Annotated in this window: 23 protein-coding genes and 1 riboswitch; of the genes, 7 read left to right on the plus strand and 16 right to left on the minus strand. The window is 65.1% G+C overall.

All coding sequences use genetic code 11. The features are described from left to right. Positions 1-23 precede the first annotated feature (23 nt). A riboswitch (cobalamin riboswitch) is annotated at positions 24-218 on the minus strand. Positions 219-315: 97 nt separating this feature from the next. The 4 genes from PVZ72_RS03310 (at position 316) to PVZ72_RS03325 (ending at position 2802) form a co-directional block, all read left to right on the plus strand. Beyond that, the gene (locus PVZ72_RS03310; protein ID WP_187978809.1) at positions 316-645 is read left to right on the plus strand and encodes a four-helix bundle copper-binding protein; all 330 of its coding nucleotides are present in this window, start codon (positions 316-318) and stop codon (positions 643-645) included. Between the two features lie 138 nt (positions 646-783). Further along, positions 784-1152 carry a YggL family protein gene (locus PVZ72_RS03315; RefSeq protein WP_133859655.1) on the plus strand — a complete coding sequence of 123 codons (369 nt, stop codon included), beginning with the start codon at positions 784-786 and terminating at the stop codon, positions 1150-1152. 69 nt (positions 1153-1221) lie between these two features. Next, complete coding sequence (locus tag PVZ72_RS03320) at positions 1222-2055, plus strand: metallophosphoesterase family protein (RefSeq protein WP_273861210.1); 834 nt, start codon at positions 1222-1224, stop codon at positions 2053-2055. A 129-nt stretch (positions 2056-2184) separates the two neighbouring features. After that, complete coding sequence (locus PVZ72_RS03325; RefSeq protein ID WP_133859657.1) at positions 2185-2802, plus strand: DedA family protein; 618 nt, start codon at positions 2185-2187, stop codon at positions 2800-2802. Here the strand turns inward: PVZ72_RS03325 and PVZ72_RS03330 are convergent. From PVZ72_RS03330 to ttcA, 9 genes are all read right to left on the minus strand, one after another. Continuing rightward, a complete protein-coding gene (locus PVZ72_RS03330; protein WP_273861211.1) occupies positions 2777-5038 on the minus strand; it encodes a molybdopterin cofactor-binding domain-containing protein in 2262 nt (753 codons plus the stop codon). The two genes, PVZ72_RS03325 and PVZ72_RS03330, sit on opposite strands and share 26 nt — an antisense overlap. Next, a complete protein-coding gene (locus tag PVZ72_RS03335; RefSeq protein WP_133859659.1) occupies positions 5035-5517 on the minus strand; it encodes a (2Fe-2S)-binding protein in 483 nt (160 codons plus the stop codon). The genes PVZ72_RS03330 and PVZ72_RS03335 overlap by 4 nt, the downstream gene beginning before the upstream one ends. Positions 5518-5519: 2 nt before the next feature. Beyond that, positions 5520-6746 (minus strand): c-type cytochrome, encoded by a 1227-nt coding sequence (locus tag PVZ72_RS03340; protein ID WP_273861212.1) that lies wholly within the window; start codon positions 6744-6746, stop codon positions 5520-5522. A gap of 278 nt (positions 6747-7024) precedes the next feature. Next, a complete protein-coding gene (locus PVZ72_RS03345) occupies positions 7025-7345 on the minus strand; it encodes a hypothetical protein (RefSeq protein WP_133859661.1) in 321 nt (106 codons plus the stop codon). A gap of 54 nt (positions 7346-7399) precedes the next feature. Next, complete coding sequence (locus PVZ72_RS03350; protein WP_017638877.1) at positions 7400-7936, minus strand: C40 family peptidase; 537 nt, start codon at positions 7934-7936, stop codon at positions 7400-7402. A gap of 96 nt (positions 7937-8032) precedes the next feature. Beyond that, entirely contained in the window at positions 8033-8698 is a 666-nt protein-coding gene (locus PVZ72_RS03355; RefSeq protein ID WP_273861213.1) for a C40 family peptidase, read from the minus strand. A gap of 69 nt (positions 8699-8767) precedes the next feature. After that, complete coding sequence (locus PVZ72_RS03360; protein ID WP_273861214.1) at positions 8768-9520, minus strand: NAD-dependent protein deacylase; 753 nt, start codon at positions 9518-9520, stop codon at positions 8768-8770. Then, a complete protein-coding gene (locus PVZ72_RS03365) occupies positions 9517-10188 on the minus strand; it encodes a DNA-3-methyladenine glycosylase I (protein ID WP_273861215.1) in 672 nt (223 codons plus the stop codon). Before PVZ72_RS03365 ends, PVZ72_RS03360 begins: the two co-directional genes overlap by 4 nt. Beyond that, positions 10188-11012: a tRNA 2-thiocytidine(32) synthetase TtcA gene (ttcA, locus tag PVZ72_RS03370; protein WP_187978805.1), complete on the minus strand. Its 825-nt coding sequence runs from the start codon at positions 11010-11012 to the stop codon at positions 10188-10190. The genes PVZ72_RS03365 and ttcA overlap by 1 nt, the downstream gene beginning before the upstream one ends. A 97-nt stretch (positions 11013-11109) precedes the next feature. Between ttcA and PVZ72_RS03375 the strand changes: the two genes are divergently transcribed. Then, positions 11110-11730: a DNA-J related domain-containing protein gene (locus PVZ72_RS03375; protein ID WP_187978804.1), complete on the plus strand. Its 621-nt coding sequence runs from the start codon at positions 11110-11112 to the stop codon at positions 11728-11730. Further along, positions 11678-12250 (plus strand): SprT family zinc-dependent metalloprotease, encoded by a 573-nt coding sequence (locus tag PVZ72_RS03380; RefSeq protein WP_273861216.1) that lies wholly within the window; start codon positions 11678-11680, stop codon positions 12248-12250. Before PVZ72_RS03375 ends, PVZ72_RS03380 begins: the two co-directional genes overlap by 53 nt. Before the next feature lie 43 nt (positions 12251-12293). Here the strand turns inward: PVZ72_RS03380 and PVZ72_RS03385 are convergent, their stop codons facing one another. Together PVZ72_RS03385 and htpG are read right to left on the minus strand one after the other, a co-directional pair. Then, a complete protein-coding gene (locus tag PVZ72_RS03385; protein WP_273861217.1) occupies positions 12294-13031 on the minus strand; it encodes a dienelactone hydrolase family protein in 738 nt (245 codons plus the stop codon). 55 nt (positions 13032-13086) lie between these two features. Next, complete coding sequence (gene htpG / locus PVZ72_RS03390) at positions 13087-14991, minus strand: molecular chaperone HtpG (protein WP_064306644.1); 1905 nt, start codon at positions 14989-14991, stop codon at positions 13087-13089. A 200-nt stretch (positions 14992-15191) separates the two neighbouring features. Between htpG and PVZ72_RS03395 the strand changes: the two genes are divergently transcribed. Then, positions 15192-15473, plus strand: coding sequence for a hypothetical protein (locus tag PVZ72_RS03395; protein ID WP_007159246.1), 282 nt, complete (start codon positions 15192-15194; stop codon positions 15471-15473). A 55-nt stretch (positions 15474-15528) separates the two neighbouring features. On the opposite strand, the gene brnQ is transcribed toward PVZ72_RS03395, so the two are convergent. From brnQ to odhB, 5 genes are all read right to left on the minus strand, one after another. Next, on the minus strand, positions 15529-16872 hold the full coding sequence (gene brnQ, locus PVZ72_RS03400) for a branched-chain amino acid transport system II carrier protein (protein WP_187978800.1): 1344 nt from the start codon (positions 16870-16872) through the stop codon (positions 15529-15531). 205 nt (positions 16873-17077) lie between these two features. Then, a complete protein-coding gene (gene sucD, locus PVZ72_RS03405) occupies positions 17078-17965 on the minus strand; it encodes a succinate--CoA ligase subunit alpha (RefSeq protein ID WP_133859671.1) in 888 nt (295 codons plus the stop codon). Beyond that, complete coding sequence (gene sucC, locus PVZ72_RS03410) at positions 17965-19131, minus strand: ADP-forming succinate--CoA ligase subunit beta (RefSeq protein ID WP_064306646.1); 1167 nt, start codon at positions 19129-19131, stop codon at positions 17965-17967. The genes sucD and sucC overlap by 1 nt, the downstream gene beginning before the upstream one ends. Before the next feature lie 207 nt (positions 19132-19338). Continuing rightward, positions 19339-20775, minus strand: a complete 1437-nt coding sequence (gene lpdA / locus PVZ72_RS03415; protein ID WP_133859672.1) for a dihydrolipoyl dehydrogenase — start codon at positions 20773-20775, stop codon at positions 19339-19341. A gap of 80 nt (positions 20776-20855) precedes the next feature. After that, entirely contained in the window at positions 20856-22076 is a 1221-nt protein-coding gene (odhB, locus tag PVZ72_RS03420) for a 2-oxoglutarate dehydrogenase complex dihydrolipoyllysine-residue succinyltransferase (protein ID WP_133859673.1), read from the minus strand. Positions 22077-22114 lie beyond the last annotated feature (38 nt).

The following is a 22114-nucleotide window of genomic DNA, read 5'->3' on the forward strand; positions in this document are numbered from 1 at the left end:
CGCGCGACGCCCTCCGCATCGCCGAGATGAACGCAAGCGTGGCCGGTCTCCGGGCTGGTGAGCCGATGCCCTGGGGGCATCCGCTGCGCCCCTTCCCGGCCAGGGCCAGTGGGTGTCGCGCAGCTACTGCTCAACTACCGTTGCGGGGGCAGCGCCGGCTCGACCGGCTTCCCTGTTTCACCCCGGCGAGGCGGGGCACCACGTGCAAGGGCGCAGGGTACGGACTACCCGGGAGAGCGTCAATCGATCGCACCGGCCGAACTCGGCGCCAGCCGACCGGGTCCACCCTAGGCACCCCACACCAGGAGCTACCGGATGAACGATGCCACTCTCGCCGCCTGTATCAAGGCCTGTCTCGACTGCGCCGCCGCCTGTGAAACCTGTGCCAGCGCCTGCCTGGGCGAAGCCAATCTGGACATGATGCGCGACTGCGTCCGCCTGGACCGGGACTGCGCCGATGCCTGCCGCCTGGCCGCCACCTTCATGCAGCGCAATAGCGACCGCATCGCCGAAGTCTGTGCCCTGTGCCTGGCCACCTGCCGCGCCTGCGCCGCCGAATGCGGCAAGCACAAGGCCGATCACTGCCAGGCCTGCGCCCGGGCCTGCGAAGCCTGCGCCGATGCCTGCGCGACCATGGCGGCCTGAGCAGGTCCTTCCGCTACTGCGCCCTCCGGTCGCAGACAAAAAGGTCCGGCCGACCCACCGCTGGAGCGGTCGGCATTGGCATTACCCGTCGACGCCAGGGATAATGCCCGCCCTTTAATCGATATCCAGGCCTTCGCCATGACCGATACCAACCAAGATCCCCGTTTGAGCCGCATGAAGCGTCGCCTGCGCAAGAAGCAGTACCTGGGCGAATTCCAGGAACTGGCCTTTGAAATCAAGGTGAGCTTCAAGAACGAACTCAGCGAAGACGATCTGGACACCTTCCTGGGCGACTTCATCGACTACGTCGAAGAGCGCACGCTGGACTACATCGGCGGCTTCGACAACGCCTGGGTCGAAGGCACCATCATGGCCAACAAGCGCTACACCTCGCCCACCGCGGAAGACCGTACCGCCCTGCTGGACTGGCTCAAGGCCCGCACCGAAGTCGGCGAAGCCAACGCTTCCGAGCTGCATGACGCCTGGCACCACGACGGCGAAGTCTAACTAGCCTTCGCCGGATCGCTTGGCGCCCGTTGCGGTCGTAAAGGGGAATCCGTTGGAAACCAGGTCCTCATGACGACCCTCCTGCAAATCTCCGATACCCACTTCGGCACCGAGCAACCCGCCGTGGTCGCGGCTCTGGAAGCCCATGTCCGCGAACACGGCGCCGATGTTCTCATTCTCTCCGGGGACATCACCCAGCGCGCCCGGCGCGAACAATTCGCCGCAGCCAAGACCTTCGTCGAACGCCTGGAAAGCCACGGCATTCCGCAAACCCTGGTGATCCCGGGCAATCACGACCTGCCGCTGTACAACGTCTTCGCGCGTTTCCTGACGCCCTATGGCAACTATCGCCGCCATTTCGGTCAGGATCTGGAGCCCAGTTTCGAAAACGACGAGCTGTTGCTGGTCGGGCTCAACACCACCGCTCCGCAACGCCACAAGGATGGCGCGGTAAGCACCGAGCAGATCGAGCGGGTGGCTGAGCGCCTGCGCCGCGCCGGTCCGGGCAAGCTGCGCATCGTCATCGCCCACCAACCCTTCGGCGCCCTCGAACTCAGTGACCTGAGCAATCTGCAGCACAACGCCGATCACGCCCTGGCCACCTGGGCCGACGCCGGACTGGATCTGGTGATGGGTGGGCATATCCACCTGCCCTATGTGCTGCCGCTGAGTCGCCAGTACCCCACCCTGCCCCGCGAGGTCTGGATCGTCCAGGCCGGCACCGCCCTCTCCTCTCGCGTGCGCGGCACCTCGCCCAACTCCTTCAATCGCCTGCTGGTCGGCGAAGGGGCGGAGAAGACCGTGGACGTGGAACGCTGGGACTTCCAGGGCAATCGTTTCGTCGTCGGCGAGCGTCATGCACTGCGCTGGCAGGCCGCGCAGGACGCCCTGGCGAAAAGCTGAGGCGTCTACCCGGGGTGCCGATGCGCGCTCCCGCGCACTTCCAGCAATGGAAATTGATTCAAGCTGTTGAAACGGCTGGCAGGCCACGGGCGCCGCGTAGTCTTAGGACTTTCGGCAAGAGTGGCCTCCATGGAATCCCTGACGCAATCGCTGCTTGGCTTTATCGAAACCCACCAGGCCTGGGCGCCGCTGCTCGTCGGCCTGCTCGCCTTTGGCGAATCCCTGGTGCTGCTGGGCGTCTTCATTCCGGCCACGGCGCTGCTGCTGGTGGTCGGCGGCCTGGCCGGCTCCGGAGTGCTCTCGCCGGTGCCGCTAGTGCTGGCCGCCATCGTCGGCGCCATCCTCGGCGACATCTGCTCCTACATCATCGGCCGCTGGCTCGGGCCCAGTATCGTCCACCGCCCGCCCTTTCGCCGCTATCGCAAGCAGGTGGCCAGGACCCGGCTGTTCTTTCGCCGCTATGGCTTCTTCGCGGTATTCGGCGGGCGCTTCCTGACCATGATCCGCAATACCGTGCCCCTGGTGGCCGGGATGATGGCGATGAACCAGCTGCGCTTCCAGTCGGCCAACGTGCTTTCGGCCATCGTCTGGGCGCCGCTGATGATGGGCCCGGGTTATCTGGCGGCCAAGGGCGCCAACCACTTCAGCTTCGCCGGCAACGAGTCGCTGTGGATCGGCGCGGCGATCATCGCCGTGCTGGGCGCCGGCGCCGCACTGTTCTTCAAGCAGCGGCTGAAACGCGTCTAGCGGCTAGCGCCTCGCGCAGACGCTGGCGATTCAGCGGTACCTCGCGCAGGCGCAGACCGGTCGCTGCCGCCACGGCATTGGCGATGGCCGCGGGGATGGCCGCGGTGGTGGCCTCCCCGGCCCCCACTGCCGGTTCTTCCGGCCGATAGATCAACTCCAGTTCCAGCTCGGGCAATTCGTTGAAGGTCAGCGGCGGATAGGTACCCCACTCCAGGCTGGTCACTCCCTGGTGATCGAAACGCACCGCCTGCTTGAGGGTCCGGGCGATGCCCTGGATCACGCAGCCTTCCAGCTGATTGCGCAGGCCATCCGGATTGACGATCAGACCGCAGTCATGGGCCACCACCACGCGGGTGACCCGGATCCCCGTCGCCTCGCTCACCGCCACCTCGACCACCGCGGCCACATAGGCGTTCTCGTTTTCGTAGTGCAGGAAGGCCAGCCCCTGCCCTTTCGCCAGGGCGCCGTCCCAGACCTTTTCCTGCCGGATGGGTGGTTGCCAACCGGCCTTGGCGGTGGCGGCCTGCAGCACCGCCCGTGCGCGAGGGTCCTGCAGATAGCGCAGGCGGAATTCCAGCGGATCGACCCCGGCCGCCAGGGCCAGCTCGTCCATGAAGGATTCGTTGGCAAAGGTATTGCCGACCGCTCCCAGGGCGCGCAGGGCCGAGGGTCGCAGCGGCGAATCCCCGGCTTCCAGCCAATGGGTCGCCACCTGGACGTTGAGCAGGTCGTAGTCCAGCGGCGCATTGCGATTGCCACCGCCCCGCCCACCCTTGAGCGGCAGGTTGTAGGCCAGCTGCCCGGCGAGCAGCGCCGCCTTGCCGGTCTGGCCATTGGGTCGGGTCAGGTGGGTAGGCGTCCAGTTGGCGAAGCGCCAGGCGAGCAGATCACCAGCCGCGCTCAGGCCACCCGCCAGACGCAGCAGCATGGCCGGGCCCTTGGGATTCCAGCCGTGCTCGTCGGCCCGACTCCACTGCACCCGCACCGGACGGCCGCACAGCTTGGACAGCAGCGCCGCATCGGCCGCCGCGTCATCGGCGCCGTTATGGCCATAGCAACCCGAAGCCTGCTGATAGATGACATGGATACTGTCTTCCGGCAGCGCCAGCAGATCCGCCAGTGCCGCCCGGAGCTGGTAGACGCCCTGGGTACCGCTCCAGACCGTGGCGCCGTCGGCACGCACGTCCGCCACCGCGCAGGAGGGACCGATGGAGTCATGGTTCTGATAGGGCCAGCGATACTCGGCGTCCAGCCGCTGCGCGGCATTCGCCAATTCGCCCGCGACATCGCCGGCCTCCTGCTGGATGTCGGCCGGTCCGGCCTTGGCTTCCAGCTGGGCGTAGAGTTCGCCCGGCAGCGGCAGATCCGGCACCAGGCTCCAGTCCACCCGCAGCGCCGCCGCGCCCTGCCGCGCCAGCCAGGGCTGCTCGGCCACCACCGCGACGAAGGCGCCTTCGTACACCAGCTGAGCGCCAGCCGGCAGCGCGCTGGCATCGATACCGCGCAGGCTCACCCCCGCCAGCCGCGCCGAACCGGTGCAGGGTGGCCGTATCACGCAGCCGTGCAGCATGCCGGGCAGGCGCCGGTCGTGGACGTAATCGAAGCTGCCAAACAGCTTGGCGGGGATGTCCTCGCGCGGCACCGAGGTGCCGACCAGGCGGTAATCCTTGACGGCGCGGGTACGCACGGCCTGATTGACCAGCCGCCCCAGGGGTCGTCCGCCCACCAGTTCGCCATAGCTGACAAAGCGCCCGGTGGGATCGCCGCGATAGACCACGCGGCCATCCACCGTATCCACCACCGCCAGATCCAGCCCCAGGCGCCGCGATCCCTCCAGAAACAGGAATTGCCGCGCGCTGGCGGCGGCCTTGCGCAACTGGGCGCCGCCCACCTGCAGACTTTTGCTGCCGGCGGTGATGCCCTGGTCCGGGGTCAGCCGGGTATCGCCTTGGATCAGCCGGGTGGCGGCAAAGGCCACGCAAAGCTCCTCGGCCACGATCTGCCGCAACGCCGTGCTGACCCCGGTACCCAGTTCCACCTTGCCGCTGTAGACGGTGACCTGGCCCTGGGCATCCACCGCCAGCCAGGCGTCCAGCTGGCGCTGATCGAGGGTCTTGGCCAGGTCCGCCGGGTCAGCCGGCGCAGGCAGCACCTGGGCGGCGACCGGTCGCTGCAGGCTGAAGCCCAGCAGCAGCACTGCGCTGCCGCCGAGAAAGGCACGTCGCGACAGCGTCATGCCGGAGCCTGCCCGTCGCGCAGGAGCACCGCCGCCCGCTTGACCGCCCGCAGGATGCGATAGTGGGTACCGCAGCCACAGAAGTTGGCCGCCAGCGCCTGGCGGATCTGCGCATCGCTGGGATCGGGCACGCGTTCGAGCAGCGCCCGGGCGGTCATCACCATGCCGGGGATGCAATAGCCGCACTGCGCCGCCTGTTCCTCGATAAAGGCCTGCTGCAGCGCGTGCGGCGCCTCAGGCGTACCCAGACCTTCCAGGGTCAGCAGCTCACGACCGGCAAAGGAGACTGCCGGCAACAGGCAGGCACGCACCGGCTTGCCATCCGCCAGCACCGTACAGGCGCCACACTCGCCCAGGCCGCAGCCGAACTTCGGCCCCTTGAGACCCAGTTCGTCACGCAAGGCCTCCAGCAAGGGCATGCGCGGATCGACGTCGAGTTGTCGCTGCTCGCCATTGACCTTCAATTCGATGGCCGCCACCGCTATTTCTCTCCTTTGCGCGCGGCCGCCACGTCCGCAGCACGGATGTCGGCGGCGTGACCGCCAAAGCGGCGGCCGATGTAGGTGGCCAGGTCGGCCAGTTGCTGATCGCTGAGCAAGTCCCGATAGGCTGGCATGAAGGCATGTTCGGTCCGCCCCTGGCGATCGAGGCCGTCGAGCAGGACACGCACCAGGTTGGTCCCCGCGGGATCGCGCACCGCCGAATAGTTGCTGAAGGATCGTGGATAGGGACCAGCCGGCCCCCGGTCGTCCGGGGCATGACAGCTGGCGCAGGCGGATTGCAGCAAGGCCGCGCTTTCCGCCTCGGCGGCGGTGAGCGGCCCGGTTTCCCCGGGCGGCTGCACCTCGGCCCGTGCCGGCACCGCTCCGGGCTGCGCCGGCAGGGTCCGCAGATAGGCGATCAGGGCGCCGAGGTCCGCATCGTTCAGATGACGGGTACCGCCACTCACCACCTCGGCCATGGGTCCCGCCGCCACGGCTTCGCCACGCTGGTGCCCTTCGCGCAGATAGCTGGCCAGCTTGGCATCGCTCCAGCCGCCAAGGCCGCGGGGATCCGCGGTGAGATTCCAGGCGGTCCAGCCCTGCTGGGTCGCGCCGGCATAGGCCCGGCCGCTGTCGAGACCCTGGCTCCAGGTGCGCGGCGTATGGCACTCCTGGCAGTGTCCCACCGCCTCCGCCAGGTAGGCGCCCCGCGCCACCTGAGCGTCCGTCACGGCGGGCAGTGGGCCCTGACGGAAGTTCAGCCATTTCCAGCCACGGATCAGCGCGCGCTGATCGAAGGGAAAGCGCAGCGCGTTGGCCGGCGGTGCATAGGGCACGGGGCGCTGGACCTGCAGGTAGGCGAAGATGGCCGCGACATCCTCGTCGCTCAAGCGGGCAAAGGCCGTATAGGGAAAGGCCGGATAGAGCTGCTCACCCTCGCGCCCGAGGCCTTCGTGCAAGGCCCGGCGAAACTCGTCTGCCGTCCAGTCCCCCAGTCCGTGTTCGCGATCCGGGGTGATGTTGCTCGAATAGAGACGGCCAAAAGGCGTCTCGAAGGCGACGCCACCGGCGAAGGGCGCGCCATCGGGACGGGTATGGCAGCCCTGGCAGTTGCCCAGGCGGGTCAGATATTCGCCACGCGCTAGGGGCGTCTCGTCGGCGTGGACCAGCGCGGTCCTGGACAGGAGCAGCATCCCCGCCAGCAGGGGCAGGGCCAGGGATCTCATCAGCTCTCCTCGTGAGGTCGAATCGGACTGGCCGATTACGCCGTGGCTTTGCCTTCATCCTAATCGCAGCGGCAAGCCGCCGTGACGTTCGCCCCCGGAGGTGAGATGCAGACGACAGTTTCGACCCGCACCTTGACGACGGCCTTTACATTCCCACCCTGGTCCGGCTTCGTCCTGATGCGTGCCCCTGGAACGCTGCCTGCCTCGGATCCTGATTACCTGCACTCCGAACAGGAAGGAAACCACCCATACGTAAAATTCTATAGGGGTGGTATTACTCAACGCTTGGGCACGAAGCCATCGGGCTTGGCCGCCAGCCAGTCAACGAACTGGCGAATGCGCGGATCGCTGAGCAGCAATTCGCGGCTGTTGTATTCCAGCGCCAGGGTCTTTTCGTCGAAGGTCTGGTGGATATGGTTGTGGCAGGGTCGGCAGACCCAGAGGGTGGCGGTGATCCGGCTGATGCGGTCGAATCTCTTGCGCACGTAGGCCTTGTCGTGCAGCGAGCGAGGGATCAGATGATGGCGGGTGAGCGGCGCCGCCCGACCGCACAGCTCGCAGCGAGCCGGCTGGGGCGGCAGACGTATCGCCTGGGGCATGATGGGCTCCGCACGGGCTGGATACCCATTCGAGCGACCCGGGCGAAACGGGGTTCAATAGCCGCCGGCGAGACTCGGCGTGACCAGCACCCGCTTGGCCTGCAGGTAGCTGTTCTGCCAGTAGGGCTTGGCCAGGCTGTCCAGGCGCACGGTACCGCCGGTCCGCGGCGCATGGACGAAGCGCCCCTCCCCCACATAGATACCGGCATGGCTGACCTGACGGCCACCGGCGGTGGCGAAGAAGATCAGATCACCGGGCTGCAGGGCGTTGCGCGCCACATTGGGCGAGCCGAGGGTGATCATCTCGCGGGTCGAGCGCGGCAGGGTCACGCCAGCCGCATCGCGATAGACGTAGCCGATCAGACCGCTGCAGTCGAACCCACCGGCCGGGGTGTTGCCGCCGTAGCGATAGGGGGTGCCGACCAGGCCGATGGCCCGAAAGAGTACATCGTTGGCCGCCTGGGCCTGGCTTTCCAGCAGGGGACGGGAGACGACCGGGGCGACCGGTGCGGGGGCCTGGGGCGGCCTGCCGGCACAGGCGGCCAGCAGTACGAAGGCGCAATACAATCCGAGGCGAGCCGCATGCGGCATTGGAGACATCCTTAGTTATCCATCGATCACCGTCGGCCTGCCACGCAGCCTCGACGGGTCCTCGAAGCGCACCGGCGAAGATCGCGGCGATACGCCTCAGCGCAATACGCGCTTGCCTTCCAGGAAACTCACCTTCCAGTACTGGTCGTTCAGGCTGTCCACCCGCACCCCGCCGCTACGACGACTGGAGGAATGAATGAACTTGCCTTCGCCCATGTAGATACCGGTGTGACTGACCCGGCCACGGCCGTTGCTATTGAACAGCAACAGGTCGCCAGGTTCCAGGTCGTTCTTGCTGACTACCGGTACTTCGAGATCGATGATCTCGCGGGTGGAACGCGGCAGGGTCATGCCGGCGCGCTCGCGAAAGACGTAATTGACGAAACCGCTGCAGTCGAAACCGGCCAGGGTGCTGCCGCCACGGCGATAGGGCGTCCCTACCAGCTGGGTGGCACGATTGAGGATCTGGTCCGCCAGATTCGGCAGCGCCTGGCGCGGGCCGACCTCGCGCTCCCAGTCGAACTGATGCGGCGACTGGGTATGAGGGAAGACCGGACGTTGCTGAGCACCCTCGGTCTCCATGGGCACGGAGCCGTTCCCAGCGCCACCCAGCCCATGCAGCGAAGCGGTCTGGAACGTCCGGGAAGTACTGGAAGAATCCTGGCTAACGACGGCATCGGGACTTTGCGGCGCACTCGCACAGGCGGCGAGCAGACAGACAAAAGACAGGGGCACGAGGGGTGCGAAGCGGTTCCTTGGCATGGGCACGACCGTGTCGTTTTTTCAAAGTTTCGACACCTTGCCGACCTGGATCACAGATGGCAAGTTTTTTTAGCCCTCGATGTGACTCAAAAGCCGAGGAAGGACGTCTACGGCCCTTTTTTTGATCTGAACGGTCGCCAGGCCACTCAGCGACGAACGGTCCGGGTTGATCTCGATGAGGTCACCCCCCTGCGCCAGGGTCTGCCCGATCGGCGCCTGGATATAGCCGAAGGCAGCCGTGGTGCCGACGGCGATCACCAGGTCGAAGCCCTCCTCCACCGCCTCCTGCAGACGCTGCAGCTCGGTGACCGGCAAGGCTTCCTCGAACAGCACCACGGGTGGCCGCAGCATGCCGCCACAGGAGGGACACCGCGGCGGCAACGGGCCGGCCAGGTAATCCTGAGCCTCCTCGACGGCCTGCGCGCAACTCATGCAGGCGAGCGGCTCCAGTTGTCCGTGGATCTCGATCAGCCGCTCCGATGGAAAACCCGACTGCCGATGAAAGCCGTCGATGTTCTGTGTCAGTACCCAGCTGCCGGGACGCCGAATGCCGAAATCGGTGATCGCCTGGTGCGCCGCATTGGGCACGGCCGCGGCGCAGGCGCGGCCGAGTTGCGCCAGGTAGCGCCAGCAGAGCTCCGGGCGCTGCCGGAGCATGCTGCCCGAAAGAGCCGCCTCGATGGAGATGCCTTCCTCGGTGAGGCCGTTGTACAGTCCGCCGAGGCCGCGATAGGTCGGCAGTCCGGAGTCGGCGGAGAGCCCTGCCCCGGTGATGAACAGCACCCGCCCGGCCCGCGCGAGCAGACCCCGGGCGTCAGTCAATGATTCACCGTCAGGGCCAGCATCACCGACAGCTGGCAGAGCGGACGCCCGCTCTGTTCCTGCCAGAGGTTGAAGGCCTCCTGCATCTGCTGCCGATCGCGCTTGGCGGTGGGCGCCTTGTCGAGGATGTTCTGCGCCTTGAGCGCCGTCACCACATCGTCGGTCGCCAGGAAGGTGTCCTTGCCGGCCATGCGCAGGAAGCGCTGCGCCGACAGGCCACCCAGCTGGTTGCCACGCTTGGTCAGCAGCTCCCACAGGCCAACGATGTCCTCTGTGGGCCATTCGGCCAGCAACTGGCCGAAGCTGCCGCGGCTGCGCTGGAAATCGAGCACCATCTGGGCGTTGATCGGCACGCTGCGCAACTTGCCCAGGTGGCGGATCAGCCGCGCATCCTGCATCAGCCGCTCCAGGCGTTCGCCGCCCATGAGCACCACCTTCTCCGGATCGAAGCCGAAGAAGACCTCCTCGAAGGCCGGCCACTTGGCATCCACCAGGCTGTGCTTGAGGCCGGCGCGAAAGATGCGGCGGGTCAGCAGCGACAGATAGCGGTCATCGCCCACGGACCTCAGGGTCGCGGCGTCCACCGGTTGCGGCAGTCGCGCTTCCAGGGCCGCACGCGAGCCACAGCGGTTGAGGGCGTATTCGAGCAGCCAGGCGTAGTCCCGCATCAGAGATTCATCACCTGGACGAAGCGCGGGGTCGCGCTGTCATCGATCTTGAGACCGGCGAAGTCGAACAGCTCGCGATCGGCCAGCTGCGAGGGCACCACGTTCTGCAGGGCGCGGAACATGATCTCGGTGCGCCCCGGCGTCTTGCGCTCCCACTCCAGCAGCATCTCCTTGACCACCTTGCGCTGCAGGTTTTCCTGGGAGCCGCAAAGGTTGCAGGGAATGATGGGGAATTCGCGCAGGACGGCGTAGGCCTCGATGTCCTTCTCGTTGCAGTAGGCGAGCGGGCGGATCACCACATTGCGGCCGTCATCGGCGCGCAACTTGGGCGGCATGGCCTTGAGGGTGCCGCCATGGAACAAATTGAGGAAGAAGGTTTCTACCATGTCATCGCGATGATGGCCGAGCGCCATCTTCGTCGCACCGATCTCGTCGGCGAAGGTATAGAGGATGCCCCGGCGCAGGCGCGAGCACAGCGAACAGGTGGTCTTGCCCTCGGGGATCTTTTCCTTCACCACGGAATAGGTATCACGTTCCAGAACGTGGTACTCGACCCCCAGTTCCTGCAGATACTGGGGTAAAACGTGTTCAGGAAAGCCCGGCTGCTTCTGGTCGAGGTTGACCGCCACGATCTCGAAGCGAATCGGCGCGACCTTCTGCAGATAGAGCAGCATGTCGAGCAGGGTGTAGCTGTCCTTGCCACCGGACAGGCAGACCATGACCTTGTCGCCGTCCTCGATCATGTTGTAGTCGGCGATGGCTTCGCCGGTAAGACGGCGCAGGCGTTTTTGCAGCTTGTTCTGGTTGACCGAAAGGGTGCCCATGGATGAATCCGCGAAAGGAAAAAACGAAAGGCCGGCATTTTACGCGCAAAGCTTCCGCCGCCCTACCCCGAACGTCAGTCCGTGGCGACCGGCAGCCATGAGCGAAACCCAGGCGCTCATGACGGCGCTCCATCAGGAACTGCTCGGAGCCCAGACCAGCCTGTCGGAGTACGAGTTGCTGCAGGCCTTGCGCCGGGCGGGTTCGCACCTGGTCCCGCCGCGCCCGGTGACCGACAACTACGAACTCTTCCGCCTGCATTTTCGCGTCTTCAATGCCCTCTACCAGCTGCGCGACCAGCTGCGTGCCGAACAGCGCGCCGAACTGATCATCAGCGCCCTGCGCATCGAACTGCGACCCTATCTGCGCGCCCGGCCCGGGCTGATCGTGGCCGATCCGCTGCGCGCCTATTACCTGGATCTCACCCAGCTGGAGACCACCACGCCGGAAGACGTGGCCAACCTGCTCAATCACTTCTGGGCGCTGGTCAATGGCGAGTCCGAACTACTGGAAGCCCTGCGCCTGCTAGGCCTGGATCGTTCGGCGGACTACGGCCAGATCCGCCGCCGCTATCGCCAGCTCGCCAGTCGGCACCATCCGGATCGTGGCGGCAGCACCGGTCGACTGCAGACCATCAACGCGGCCATGGATACGCTGAGGCGGCACTATGGCCACCAGCCGACCGCGGACGCTAGGGCGCAGGCACCAGCTTCGGCATAATCACCCGCCTCGCCAGAGGTTGCCCATGCCTGAACAACTCCACGCCCGGGTCGAAGACTGCTATCGGCAGGCCGAGGCCTTCTTCAAACGTCGCTTCCCGCGCCCTGACGTCGGCCTGGCCCTGCGTGGCCAGCGCGCCGGCGTCGCCCATCTCACCGAGAACCGGTTGAGATTCAACGGGCAGCTCTATCAGCAAAATCGCGCTCACTTCCTCGAACAGACCGTGGCCCATGAGGTGGCGCATCTGGTGGCGCACCAGTTGTTTGGTGGCGGCATCAGGCCCCATGGCGAGGAGTGGCAGCTGATCATGCGTGGCGTCTATGGCCTGCCGCCGGATCGCTGCCATACCTACGAATTGCCGCAACGGGCCCGCACCCTATACCTGTATCGCTGCAACTGCCCGGACGGTCGCTTCGAATTCACCGCCCAGCGTCACGCTCTGGTGCGCAAGGGACGGCGCTATCTGTGCCGACGCTGCCGCGGGCCCCTGGATTTCACCCAGGAAGTCATCCGCGGCTGACCCTGCCGGGCCCGACCCGGGCTCCGGCAGACAACGAAAATCATCAGCCCTGGGCGAAGACTTCGTCGAACAGGTTGTGCATCGCCAGGAAGGCACGCTTGGCCACCACCGGGTGATACTGCTGCTTGCCCGGATTGTTGGCTTCGGGATCGGTGAAGGAATGCACCGCGCCGCCATAGCTCAGCAGTTGCCAATCCACCTGGGCGGCATCCATCTCCTGGCGGAAGCCGGTGAGCTGCTCGTCCGGCACCATGGGATCGGCGGCGCCGTGCAGCACCAGTACCGGACCGGTGATACGGGCCGCATCGGCCGGGTTGGGCGTATCCAGATTGGCGTGGAAGGTCACCACGGCGCTCAGCGGCGCCCCATCGCGCGCCAGTTCCAGCGCCGCGCAGCCGCCAAAACAGAAGCCGATGGCAGCGATCTGGTGGACATCCACCGCCGCCGTCTCGGCCTGGGCGACCAGCGCCGCATGAGCCGCCTGCATGCGCTGGCGCAACAGCGCGCGATCGCCGCGGATCGGCGTCATGGCCGCCAGGGCCTCGTCGGCATTCTGCGGGCGCACATTGCGACCGTAGAAATCCACGACCAGGTAAGCCAGGCCGTCGGCCTCGGCCAGCGCCTTGGCCTGGTCGACGGCGCCATGGGACACCCCCATCCAGTTGGGCGCGAAGAGCACGCCCGGACGGGTCGGATGACTGCTGGTGGCGTACACCAGCTGGCTCTCGAACGGCTGACCATCGATTTCGTAGGCAACGGGTTTTACAGTGACTTCGACCATGGGGTCCTCCAAAGGATAGATAAGAAAAAGCCCGCCGAGGCGGGCTTCTCCATCTTCAAGCGGACAATTCCACCAGCAGTTTGTTTAACCGGCGGACATAGGCGGCGGGATCCTTGAGGCTGTCGCCGGCGGCCAGCGCAGCCTGATCGAACAGGATGTGCGACAGGTCGGCGAAGCGGTCCTCGTCGGGCTCGCCATCGAGTTTCTCGATCAGCGGGTGCTGCGGATTGATCTCGAAGATCGGCTTGGAATCCGGCGCCTTCTGACCGCTGGCTTCCAGGATGCGGCGCATCTGCAAGCCGAGGTCCTGCTCGCCGATGGCCAGGATCGCCGGCGAATCGGTCAGGCGATGGGACACGCGAACTTCGCTGACCTGGGCATCCAGGGCCTGCTTGAGGCGCTCCACCAGGCCTTCCTTGGTCTTGGCGACCTCTTCCTGGGCCTGCTTGTCTTCTTCGCTGTCGAGCTTGCCGAGATCCAGATCGCCACGGGCGACATCGACGAAATGCTTGCCGTCGAATTCGGTGAGATAGCTCATCAGCCACTCGTCAATGCGATCGGTCAGCAGCAGCACCTCGACACCCTTCTTGCGGAAGACTTCCAGGTGCGGGCTGTTCTTGATCTGGGCATGGCTCTCGCCGGTCAGGTAGTAGATCTTGTCCTGACCTTCCTTCATCCGGCCGATGTAGTCGGCCAGGGACACGTTCTGGGCATCGTCGCCATTGTGGGTCGAGGCGAAACGCAGCAGGCCGGCGATCTTCTCGCGGTTGGCGAAGTCTTCCGCCGGACCTTCCTTGAGCACCTGGCCGAAGTGGCCCCAGAACGACTGGTACTTCTCCGGCTCGCTCTTGGCCAGCTTCTCGAGCATGTCCAGCACGCGTTTGGTCAGCGCCGACTTCATGGAGTCGATCACCGGATCCTTCTGCAGGATCTCGCGGGACACGTTCAGCGACAGGTCGTTGGAATCCACCACACCCTTGATGAATCTCAGGTACAGCGGCAGGAACTGGTCGGCCTGGTCCATGATGAAGACGCGCTGCACATAGAGCTTCAGGCCCTTGGGCGCTTCACGCTGGTAGAGATCGAAGGGCGCACGGGCCGGCACGTACAGCAGCGAGGTGTATTCGAGCTTGCCCTCGACCTTGTTGTGGCTCCAGGTCAGCGGATTCTCGAAGTCATGGCCGACGTGCTTGTAGAACTCCTGGTAGTCCTCGTCCTTGAGTTCGGTACGCGGACGGGTCCAGAGCGCGCTGGCACGGTTGACGGTTTCCCACTCGGCGGCGGTCGGCTGCTCGTCCTCGCCACCCTGCTGCTCCTTGGGCAGCTCGATGGGCAGGCCGATGTGGTCGGAGTATTTCTTGACCACATTGCGCAGGCGCCAGCCATCGGCGAACTCGGTTTCCTCGGGTTTGAGGTGCAGCACGATGCGGGTACCGCGTTCGGGCTTGTCGATGTTCGCGACCTCGAACTCCCCTTCCCCCTTCGACGACCAGTGCACGCCTTCGGCGGCAGGCTGGCCGGCACGGCGGGTGTAGACGTCGACCTGATCGGCGACGATGAACGCCGAGTAGAAGCCCACGCCGAACTGACCGATGAGGTTGGAATCCTTCTTCTGGTCGCCGCTGAGATTCTTCAGGAAATCGGCGGTACCGGACTTGGCGATGGTGCCGAGGTGAGCGATCACCTCTTCGCGGCTCATGCCGATACCGTTGTCTTCGAGGGTGACCGTGCCGGCCTCCTTGTCGAAGCTCAGGCGAATCTTCAGCGTATCCCCGCCTTCGAGCAGTTCGGGCTTGGACAAGGCCTCGAATCTGAGCTTGTCGGCCGCGTCGGAGGCGTTGGAAATCAATTCGCGCAGGAAGATTTCCTTGTTGGAATACAGCGAGTGAATCATCAGGTGAAGCAGCTGCTTCACTTCGGTCTGGAAGCCTAGGGTTTCCTTTTGAGTCTCCACACTCATGCTACGAACTCCGCTATCGATAGGTACGCACCAGATGCCTGGCGATGTCGCGGAGATGGGGGCGCCCGATGACATTTCAACCTTGGCGCGCTCGGTTCGCGATGCAAGTAGGAATTTGCGCGATGCCTGGGCTAGACGCGGAACTTAACTTTTAACGGGGCGCTCGAACGGCTGTCGTGTAGTTCATAAGGAGAAAACACATGAAAAAGCCCTTCGCTATTGCCCTGCTCTTCACTGCCGCCTTCGGCCTCGCCGCCTGTGACAAGCCTTCCGAAAACAAGGCTCAGGATGCTGCCAAGACCGAACAGAAAGCCCAGGAAAACCTGAACAAAGCCGCTGAGCAGAGCAACAAGGCTGCTGAGCAGCGCAACGAAGCCGCCAACGAGGCTGCCAAGGAGCAATCCAAAGGCGAAGCCACCTCGGTCAGCCCGGCCACCGGTACCGCCAACGGCAACGCGCCGGCTACCCAGCCCAAGCCGTAAGCTGTCTGGATATGAAAAAAGCCCGCTTATGCGGGCTTTTTTGTGGGCGGCTGATTCAGGAACGCGAGGGATCCGGTTCGGCCTCGTCCTCTTGGACGCGTTCGCCAGGCCGCAGGCTTTCCAGCGTCAGGGCGACCAGCCCCACCACCACGGCCGGCAACAGCCAGCCCAGCCCCGAGTCGGCCAGCGGCAGCCACTGTACGGCACCGCTCAGATAGGGCACCGTCAGGTGCGCCGCCTGTAGGCCATCGAGGATGCCGAAGGCCAGGGCCACCAGCAGCACCGGCCCGAGGATGCGCCCAGGCGCCACCCAGCGGGCGGTGAAGAAGCTCATCACCACCAGGGCGATGCAGGGCGGATAGATGGCGGTCAGGATCGGCACCGAGATCTGGATCAGCTGGGTCAGGCCTAGGTTTGACACCAACAGCGAGAACGCCGCCAGCAGAACCACCAGACTGCGATAGCTGAACGGCAGGAATTCGCTGAAGAACTCCGCGCAGGCGCAGGTCAGGCCCACCGCCGTGACCAGGCAGGCCAGGGTGATCAGCACCGCGAGGAAGTCGCTGCCGACACTGCCGAAGGTGTGCTGCACATAGGCATGCAGGACCTCGGCGCCATTGCTGGCATGGGGCACCAGCACTCCGCTACCGGCGCCGAGCTGGAACAGACTCAGGTAGACCAGCACCAGCCCTGCCCCGGCAATCAGCCCGGCGATGATGGTGTAGCGCGTCAGCAGCTGCGGCGCCGTCACGCCACGGGCACGAATGGCGTTGACGATGACGATGCCGAATACCAGGGCGCCCAGGGTATCCATGGTCAGGTAGCCGTTGACGAAGCCCTGGGACAGCGCCCGCGAGGCGTAGTCCGGTGCCGCCGTGGCAGGACCGCCAGCCGGCCAGAACAGCGCGGCGCCGCCCAGTACCGCCAGCGCCAGGATCTTCAGCGGACCGAGAAAGCGCCCCACGGTATCGAGCAGGCGTCCCGGATAGAGCGAGACCACCAGCACCACCAGGAAATAGGCCAGGCTGTAGAGGAACAGCGGTATGGGTCCGTTGCCCAGCAGGGGCGCGACGCCGACCTCGAAGGACACCGTGGCGGTGCGCGGCGTGGCGAACAGCGGGCCCACCGACAGGTAGCAGACGATGGCCAGGGTGCGGGCGGCGGTCTGGCCGAGCGGCTTGCTCAGGGCGTCCATGCCGCCTCCGACCCGTGCCAGGGCGATCAGCGTCAGCACCGGCAGGCCGACAGCGGTCAGCAGAAAGCCCAGGGCAGCGCTCCAGACGTGCTCGCCCGCCTGCAGACCGACGATCGGGGGAAAGATGATGTTGCCCGCGCCGACGAACAACGCGAACGTCATGAATCCAAGGGCCAGGACATCCCGGCTTTGCAAAGCTTTCATGGAAGGCAGTACCAGCAATGAGGAAAACGAGGCAGCCCGCCCTCATGGGAGCAGGTCTTGGCGGGGCCACGGGGTGGCCGTTGGAGCGGAAGGTTGCCATCCTAACGAATTACCCGCGAAAAGGCAGCTGGCAGCTGATGAGGCGTCATGGTCGCGCCCATGAAAAAGGCCGCCCGAAGGCGGCCTTTTCTATCGTCAATCAGGCTCAGGCCTTCTTGACTTCCCAACCGGTCAGCTCGGCCAGGGCCTTGCCGATGTCAGCCAGGGAACGCACGGTCTTCACACCCGCGTCCTGCAGGGCGGCGAACTTCTCGTCCGCAGTACCCTTGCCGCCGGAGATGATGGCGCCGGCGTGGCCCATGCGCTTGCCGGGCGGTGCGGTGACACCGGCGATGTAGGACACCACCGGCTTGGTCACGTTGGCCTTGATGTAGGCCGCGGCTTCTTCTTCAGCGCTGCCGCCGATCTCGCCGATCATCACGATGGCTTCGGTCTGCGGATCTTCCTGGAACAACTTCAGGATATCGATGAAGTTCGAACCCGGAATGGGATCGCCGCCGATGCCCACGCAGGTGGACTGGCCGAAGCCGGCATCGGTGGTCTGCTTCACGGCTTCGTAGGTCAGGGTGCCGGAACGCGACACGATACCGACCTTGCCCGGCAGGTGGATGTGACCGGGCATGATGCCGATCTTGCACTCGCCGGGGGTGATGACGCCAGGGCAGTTCGGGCCGATCAGGCGTACGCCCAGCTCGTCACACTTCACCTTGGCATCCAGCATGTCGAGGGTAGGGATACCCTCGGTGATGCAGACGATCAGCTTGATGCCGCCCAGCGCCGCTTCCATGATGGAGTCTTTGCAGAAGGGAGCCGGCACGTAGATCACCGAAGCGTCGGCGCCAGTAGCTTCGACGGCTTCACGCACGGTGTTGAACACCGGCAGACCCAGGTGGGTGGAGCCGCCCTTGCCGGGGGTCACGCCGCCGACCATCTGGGTGCCATAGGCGATGGCCTGTTCGGAGTGGAAGGTACCCTGGCTACCGGTGAAGCCTTGGCAGATGACCTTGGTGTCTTTGTTGATCAGGACGCTCATTACTTACCCTCCGCGGCCTTGACGACCTGCTGGGCAGCGTCGGTCAGGCTGGTTGCCGCGATGATGTTCAGGCCGCTTTCGGCCAGGACCTTGGCACCGAGTTCGGCGTTGTTGCCTTCCAGGCGAACCACGACCGGCACCTTCACGCCAACTTCTTTCACGGCGCCGATGATGCCTTCGGCGATCATGTCGCAGCGCACGATGCCGCCGAAGATGTTGACCAGAACGGCCTTCACGTTGCTGTCGGACAGGATGATCTTGAACGCCTCGGTCACGCGCTCTTTGGTCGCACCACCGCCAACGTCGAGGAAGTTGGCCGGCTTGCCGCCGTGCAGGTTGACGATGTCCATGGTACCCATGGCCAGACCGGCACCGTTGACCATGCAGCCGATGCTGCCTTCCAGGGCCACGTAGTTCAGTTCCCACTTCTGCGCATGGGCTTCACGGGCGTCGTCCTGCGACGGGTCGTGGAAGGCGCGCAGCTTGGGCTGACGGTAGATGGCGTTGCTGTCGATGTTGATCTTGGCATCCAGGCAGTGCAGGTTGCCGTCCTTCTTGATCACCAGCGGGTTCACTTCCAGCAGCGCCAGGTCGTAGTCCTGGAACAGCTTGGCCAGACCGACGAAGATCTGGGTGAACTGCTTGATCTGGTCACCTTTCAGGCCCAGCTGGAAAGCCAGGTCGCGACCCTGGTAGGGCTGAGCGCCCACCAGCGGATCGATGGTGGCCTTGAGAATCTTTTCCGGAGTGTCGTGAGCGACTTTCTCGATGTCCACGCCACCTTCGGTGGACGCCATGAACACGATACGGCGGCTGGAACGATCGACCACGGCGCCCAGATAGAGCTCCTGATCGATGTCGGTGCAGGATTCAACCAGGATCTTGGTGACCGGCTGACCGTTGGCGTCAGTCTGGTAGGTCACCAGACGCTGGCCCAGCCACTTGGCGGCGAATTCCTTGGCTTCTTCCTTGCTCTTGACCAGTTTCACACCACCGGCCTTGCCACGGCCACCGGCATGTACCTGGGCCTTGACGACCCACTCGTCGCCGCCGATACGGCCGCAAGCCTCGTAGGCCTCCTGGGGGGTGTCGACAGCGTAGCCTTTGGAAACGGGCAGGCCGTATTCAGCGAACAGCTGCTTACCCTGATACTCGTGGAGATTCATGCTTGTCTACCGTCTTCGTTGGGTATTGCGCATTCGACGCTGTGCGTTATCCGAGCCGTCCTCCGGACGGTCGCGGGCACCGCGCCACCTGTGACCCCTGCCCTAGTGGGGTGTCTCACACCCCACTAACAAGAGTCCGAGGTGCCTTCCTGCGGTGGAGCCCTGAGGCTCCACGGCGGTCGGCGACCCCGTGGTTCTGTAAATCTCTTACCGCTTCTTGCGATTCACCGCGTGGATCGCATGACCGTTCACCGCCAGGGCCGCTTCGTGCAGCGCCTCGGACAGCGTCGGGTGCGAGAACACCATCATGCCCAGGTCTTCGGCGCTGGAGCCGAATTCCATGGCGATGGCGCCTTGCTGCACCAGCTCCGCCGCGCTCGGGCCGACCACATGGACGCCCAGGACGCGATCGGTCTTGGCATCCGCCACGACCTTGACGAAGCCGGCGGTGTCGTTGGCCGCCAGGGCACGCCCGCTGACCGCGAAGGGGAAGGTGCCGACGTTGACTTCGACGCCTTCGGCCTTCAGGGCCTGCTCGGTCTTGCCGACCCATGCGATTTCCGGGTGGGTGTAGATCACCGAGGGGACCAGATCATAGTTCATCTGGGCCTTGTGACCGGCGATGCGCTCGGCGACCATCACGCCTTCTTCCGAGGCCTTGTGGGCCAGCATCAGACCGCGCACGCAGTCGCCGATGGCGAACACGCCCGGCACGCTGGTAGCGCAATGGTCGTCGACGTAGATGTAGCCACGCTCGTCGCTTTCCACGCCGCTGTCGGATGCCAGCAGGTCGGTGGTGACCGGACGACGGCCCACGGCGACGATCAGACGATCGAAGGTGATCTGCTTTTCTTCACCGGCTTCGGTGTAGTTGACGGTGACTTCTTCGCCGTTCACTTGGGAACCGGTCACGCGAGCACCCATGCGGATGTTCAGACCCTGCTTGGAGAGGATCTTGTAGGCTTCCTTGGACACCTGCTCATCGGCGGCGACCAGGAACTTGTCCAGGGCTTCCAGCACGGTGACTTCGGCGCCCAGACGGGCCCAGACCGAACCCAGTTCCAGGCCGATGACGCCGGCACCGATCACGCCCAGACGCTTGGGCACGCTCTGGAATTCCAGGGCGCCGGTGGAATCGACGATGACCTTCTGGTCCACCGGAGCCGGCGGGATGTCGATGGGACGCGAGCCGGACGCCAGGATGACGTTCTCGGCCTCGACCACCTGGACGTTGCCGTCCAGACCGGTGACTTCGACCTTCTTGCCGGACAGCAGCTTGCCGTTGCCTTCCAGCAGGGTCACGCCGTTCGCCTTGAACAGGGTGGCCACGCCGCCGGTGAGGTTCTTCACGATCTGGTCCTTGCGACCGATCATGGTGGGCACGTCGATGGTGACGTTCGGCGCGTCGATGCCGTGGACCTTAAAGCCCTCGTGGGCCTCGTGGTACTTGTAGGAGCTGTCCAGCAGCGCCTTGGAGGGAATGCAACCCACGTTCAGGCAGGTGCCGCCCAGGGCGACCTTGCCTTCCTTGCCCTTGTAGCGCTCGACACAGGCCGTCTTCAGACCGAGCTGCGCGGCGCGGATGGCGGCCACGTAGCCACCAGGGCCTGCGCCGATCACCACTACGTCGAATTTGTCGCTCATACACTAATCCCCTTGGAGCAGCTTCAGGCAGGAAAACTTGAAGCGGTGCGTGGCCCCTGCCCCGCACCGCGAGAGCCGGATCAGATGTCCAGCAGCAGACGAGCCGGGTCTTCCAGCAGGTCCTTCATGGTGACCAGGAAGGTCACGGCTTCCTTGCCATCGATCAGGCGATGGTCGTAGGACAGCGCAAGATACATCATCGGCAGGATCACGACCTGGCCGTTCACCGCCATGGGGCGCTCCTGGATCTTGTGCATGCCCAGGATCGCGGTCTGCGGCGGGTTGACGATGGGCGTGGACAGCAGCGAACCGAAGACACCACCGTTGGAGATGGTGAAGGTACCGCCCTGCATGTCGTCCATGGTCAGCTTGCCGGCCTTGGCCTTCTTGCCGAAGTCGGCGATGGTGCCTTCCACTTCCGCCAGGCTCATGAACTCGGCGTTGCGCAGCACCGGAACCACCAGGCCACGGTCGCTGGACACGGCCACGCCGATGTCCTGGTAACCGTGATAGACGATGTCGTTACCGTCGATGGAGGCGTTGACGCCCGGCTGACGCTTGAGCGCCTCGGTGGCGGCCTTGACGAAGAAGGACATGAAGCCCAGGCGCACGCCATTGTGCTTCTTCTCGAACATGTCCTTGTACTTGGAGCGCAGGTCCATGATCGGCTTCATGTTGACCTCGTTGAAGGTCGTCAGCATGGCCATGCTGGACTGGGCTTCCACCAGGCGCTCGGCGACCTTGGCCCGCAGGCGGGTCATGGGCACGCGCTTCTCGGTACGGTCGCCAGCGGCGGTCACCACCGGAGCGGCGGCGGCAGCGGGCTTGGCAGCCGGAGCGGCGGCGCCGGACTTCTTGGCCTCGACGGCGGCGACGGCGTCTTCCTTGGTGATGCGACCGCCCTTGCCGGTGCCGACCAAGGTAGCCGGATCGATGCCGTTCTCTTCGGCGATCTTGCGTGCGGCAGGAGCCAGGATCGGGTCCTCTTCACCACCGGCGGCCGGCGCGGCAGCCGGAGCGCTGGCAGCGGTCGGCTGGGCAGCCGGCGCGGCGGCGGCAGTGGCACCCTCTTCCACGCGAGCGATGACTTCTTCGCTCAGCACGGTGTCGCCTTCGTTCTTCAGGACCTCGGCCAGGACACCATCGACAGGTGCCACGACTTCCAGCACGACCTTGTCGGTCTCGATGTCAACCAGCAATTCGTCACGCTTGACCGCTTCGCCTGGCTTCTTGTGCCAGGTGGCGACGGTGCCGTCAGCGACCGATTCCGGGAAGGTAGGGGCTTTGATCTCGATAGCCATTCTATGAATTTCCTTAGTGATCTCTAGTAGTCGCGTGG

This window comes from Pseudomonas sp. LA5, from assembly GCF_028640825.1.
Taxonomy (GTDB): Bacteria; Pseudomonadota; Gammaproteobacteria; order Pseudomonadales; family Pseudomonadaceae; genus Chryseomonas; species Chryseomonas aestiva.

Bases quoted from the DNA above. Each gene is read 5' to 3' on its own strand.
- ttcA (WP_187978805.1), bottom strand. From the start codon at position 11,012: ATGGGCACCCTTTCGGTCAACCAGAACAAGCTGCAAAAACGCCTGCGC.
- PVZ72_RS03385 (WP_273861217.1), bottom strand. From the start codon at position 13,031: ATGGTCGAAGTCACTGTAAAACCCGTTGCCTACGAAATCGATGGTCAG.
- PVZ72_RS03375 (WP_187978804.1), top strand. From the start codon at position 11,110: ATGAGCGAAACCCAGGCGCTCATGACGGCGCTCCATCAGGAACTGCTC.
- PVZ72_RS03310 (WP_187978809.1), top strand. From the start codon at position 316: ATGAACGATGCCACTCTCGCCGCCTGTATCAAGGCCTGTCTCGACTGC.
- PVZ72_RS03355 (WP_273861213.1), bottom strand. From the start codon at position 8,698: ATGCCAAGGAACCGCTTCGCACCCCTCGTGCCCCTGTCTTTTGTCTGT.
- PVZ72_RS03315 (WP_133859655.1), top strand. From the start codon at position 784: ATGACCGATACCAACCAAGATCCCCGTTTGAGCCGCATGAAGCGTCGC.
- PVZ72_RS03395 (WP_007159246.1), top strand. From the start codon at position 15,192: ATGAAAAAGCCCTTCGCTATTGCCCTGCTCTTCACTGCCGCCTTCGGC.
- sucD (WP_133859671.1), bottom strand. From the start codon at position 17,965: ATGAGCGTCCTGATCAACAAAGACACCAAGGTCATCTGCCAAGGCTTC.
- htpG (WP_064306644.1), bottom strand. From the start codon at position 14,991: ATGAGTGTGGAGACTCAAAAGGAAACCCTAGGCTTCCAGACCGAAGTG.
- PVZ72_RS03345 (WP_133859661.1), bottom strand. From the start codon at position 7,345: ATGCCCCAGGCGATACGTCTGCCGCCCCAGCCGGCTCGCTGCGAGCTG.
- PVZ72_RS03330 (WP_273861211.1), bottom strand. From the start codon at position 5,038: ATGACGCTGTCGCGACGTGCCTTTCTCGGCGGCAGCGCAGTGCTGCTG.
- PVZ72_RS03325 (WP_133859657.1), top strand. From the start codon at position 2,185: ATGGAATCCCTGACGCAATCGCTGCTTGGCTTTATCGAAACCCACCAG.
- PVZ72_RS03365 (WP_273861215.1), bottom strand. From the start codon at position 10,188: ATGCGGGACTACGCCTGGCTGCTCGAATACGCCCTCAACCGCTGTGGC.
- odhB (WP_133859673.1), bottom strand. From the start codon at position 22,076: ATGGCTATCGAGATCAAAGCCCCTACCTTCCCGGAATCGGTCGCTGAC.
- PVZ72_RS03340 (WP_273861212.1), bottom strand. From the start codon at position 6,746: ATGAGATCCCTGGCCCTGCCCCTGCTGGCGGGGATGCTGCTCCTGTCC.
- brnQ (WP_187978800.1), bottom strand. From the start codon at position 16,872: ATGAAAGCTTTGCAAAGCCGGGATGTCCTGGCCCTTGGATTCATGACG.
- PVZ72_RS03320 (WP_273861210.1), top strand. From the start codon at position 1,222: ATGACGACCCTCCTGCAAATCTCCGATACCCACTTCGGCACCGAGCAA.
- PVZ72_RS03350 (WP_017638877.1), bottom strand. From the start codon at position 7,936: ATGCCGCATGCGGCTCGCCTCGGATTGTATTGCGCCTTCGTACTGCTG.
- PVZ72_RS03380 (WP_273861216.1), top strand. From the start codon at position 11,678: ATGGCCACCAGCCGACCGCGGACGCTAGGGCGCAGGCACCAGCTTCGG.
- lpdA (WP_133859672.1), bottom strand. From the start codon at position 20,775: ATGAGCGACAAATTCGACGTAGTGGTGATCGGCGCAGGCCCTGGTGGC.
- sucC (WP_064306646.1), bottom strand. From the start codon at position 19,131: ATGAATCTCCACGAGTATCAGGGTAAGCAGCTGTTCGCTGAATACGGC.